Annotated in this window: 3 protein-coding genes; all 3 read right to left on the bottom strand. The window is 41.6% G+C overall.

Annotation, left to right across the window (positions count from 1 at the left end):
* Window positions 1-219: 219 nt before the first annotated feature.
* Window positions 220-564 carry a hypothetical protein gene (locus tag ACH2DQ_RS01160; protein WP_394915630.1) on the bottom strand — a complete coding sequence of 115 codons (345 nt, stop codon included), beginning with the start codon at window positions 562-564 and terminating at the stop codon, window positions 220-222.
* A 27-nt stretch (window positions 565-591) separates the two neighbouring features.
* Complete coding sequence (thrC, locus tag ACH2DQ_RS01155; RefSeq protein ID WP_394915629.1) at window positions 592-2,079, bottom strand: threonine synthase; 1,488 nt, start codon at window positions 2,077-2,079, stop codon at window positions 592-594.
* Between the two features lie 117 nt (window positions 2,080-2,196).
* Window positions 2,197-2,870: cell wall hydrolase (locus tag ACH2DQ_RS01150; RefSeq protein ID WP_395025184.1), on the bottom strand; the 674-nt coding region annotated here is incomplete at its 5' end.

Raw genomic sequence — 2,870 nt, 5'->3', positions numbered from 1 at the left:
ACCGGGCGGATTGGGGACTTGCACCCCTTGAAACGTGCGCCCGCCGGGCGCACCTCAAAAAAGAGTTTCGACCACTGACATAAGCGGTTGAAACTCTTTTTGTGCCGGCTGTGAATTCCGCCAGGGCCGCCCGGCGTAAATACGTCGATATATAGTGCCTGATATCTGTGTCAGGTGTGCGTCAGTACCCCACGCAAACAACGGGGTACTTGACTATATTTACCAGAATGTTTTCATGGACTTCCTGGTAATCATTACAAACCAAACCATTACAATCAGTCCGATTGCCAGAATGATCAGGGATCCCAATCCTAAAAGTTTAAAATAGTCACCAATAAGGCTTACAATTCCAATGATCAGCAATACAATTCCAAATACCAAAAGCCTTGGTGTCATATATTTGATGTATCCCGCCTTATCTTTACACTTTGAAACTGAGATATCTCTGGATAACAAAACATTTTCTTTTATTTCACCTTTTGTTTTCATCAGATAAAATGCATACAAAACGTATACACCGCAGCCTACGAAAAGCAAATCCATGAGCATGTACATACTATCCATAACAATCCTACCTTTCCAAGACTACGCTTACATATTTAAGAACTTTTTCACGATGTCTTTCATCTCATTTACTTCTACAACAGTATCATGAAGTACCGGTGCTGTCCTGATCTCTTCGATTGCAGCTGGTACTTTCACTTTTGAAAGCTTGCAAAGTTCATCCACCAATTCAAAATCTGTCATAGCATCATACTTCATGTCAATTGCATCCATAACGCTCCTTGTAAACTTATAAGGGCTTGCAGTAGACGCAATTACGGATTTGTTATGATCTCTGTTTTCTGCTTCATATTTCTTAAATACACAGGAAGCTACTGCCGTGTGAGTATCCATGATATATCCCGTCTTACGGTATACTGAGGCAATTTCCTGTGCTGTCTCTTCTTCCGTAGCATAATTTCCATAGAAATCAGAAAGCTGTGCTTTCATTTCTTCAGTAATATCATACTTTCCTTCTTTGCCAAGTGCTGCCATCATTTCCAGATTCTTATCCGCATCTTGTCCGGCAATCTTATAGATCAACCGCTCCAGGTTACTGGAAATCAGAATGTCCATAGATGGTGATGTGGTAAGGATAAATTCACGATTTCTGTCATATGTACCTGTTGTAAAGAAATCATACAGCACTTTATTGTCATTAGAGGCACATATCAGCTTGTCAATGGGAACACCCATATTTTTAGCGTAATATGCAGCCAGAATATTTCCAAAGTTACCGGTTGGCACAACCACATTGATCTTCTCGGATTTGCCTATCTCCTTTGAAGCATATAATTTTGCATAGGCATATACATAATAAACCACCTGCGGAACAAGACGACCGATATTAATAGAGTTAGCTGAAGAAAATTGGAATCCGGCAGCTGCCATCTGCGCTTCCAGCTCCTTATCTCCGAATATGTTCTTCACACCTGTCTGCGCATCATCGAAGTTACCGTTAATGCCTACTACAAAAGTATTCGCACCCTTCTGGGTAACCATCTGCTTTTCCTGAATAGGGCTTACACCGTCTTTGGGATAAAATACCACAATTCTGGTGCCCGGAACATCTGCGAATCCAGCCAGAGCCGCTTTACCGGTATCCCCTGAGGTTGCAGTCAGAATTACGATTTCATTTTCCACATTATTCTTTTTCGCTGAAGTTGTAAGCAAATGAGGCAGAATTGAAAGTGCCATATCTTTAAATGCAATGGTAGCACCATGAAACAGCTCCAGATAATAAGCGCCGTCTTCTTTTTTAATCGGTGCAATCTCCGTGGTATCAAACTTTTCATCATAAGCTTTTGCAATACAGGATTTTAACTCTTCTTCCGTAAAGTCCGTAAAAAACAGCTTCATAACTTCAAATGCCGTCTCTGTGTAGCTCATACCTGCCAAAGTCTCCATATCCACATCTAATGCAGGAATAGCGGATGGAACAAATAGCCCACCGTCTGCGGATAATCCCTTTAAAATTGCCTGGGAAGCTGTTACTGCAGTTTCATTACTTCTCGTACTTTTGTATAACAAATCCATCGTCTTCATCCTTTACATTGGTTTAAATTATATTCTTTAAGTACAGATTATAGCATACCTTTTCAAAGTACACAAGCCGAAAAAAGACAGCTGCACAAAAACGCAGCCGCCATTTTATCAATAACCTTCATATGTAAAAAATTCATGTCCGCCATACACGAACAATTTCTGCAATTTAGTATCAAACCAGTTGACATTGATCTGGTCTGCACTGGATCTTGCAATAAAGTACAATGCACCTTCTGAATAATCTTCACCATTTAAAGCACGGTCAACGGCTTCAATTGTTTCATCCGAAATCGTAACACTGTCAATTCTTCCGTCTGCCGTTGGGGAAAACTGCGGATCACCATTTACCCGCTCCCATACAACGTCATAAATACTATCCGGAAAATGACTGTTGTTTACTCTGTTAAGTACTACATTTGCCACCAAAATCTTACTTTTCATATCCCCGCCGGTCGCTTCCGCTTCCACTATGCGAAGAAGTGCATCGTAATCTTCCACAGGCATATGGTTGTCCTTCACAATCTGTGACGCACTGTAACCAACTGTTCCAGCGGGCTCCATGCCCTTTTCAATTGTCATCCTGTTTACTTCTCTCCTGCTGGCTTTGGATGCCCCCACCAGTACTTCCTCTCCTGCTCCTGATACTTCCTGTGCTTTTGAAGACCTGGACAGTTCTTCCATGCTGGATATACAGTTCATGATACCCATTAGGCCTGCCTGGAACTTTTTATCTTTCGCCTTTTGCGGTGTTTCGTCTGTAACCGCATTCTGTTGTGTAACGG

Source organism: Robinsoniella sp., from assembly GCF_034124845.1.
Note: the sequence above shows the minus strand (reverse complement) of the source record. Positions and strands in the feature narration are given on the sequence as shown.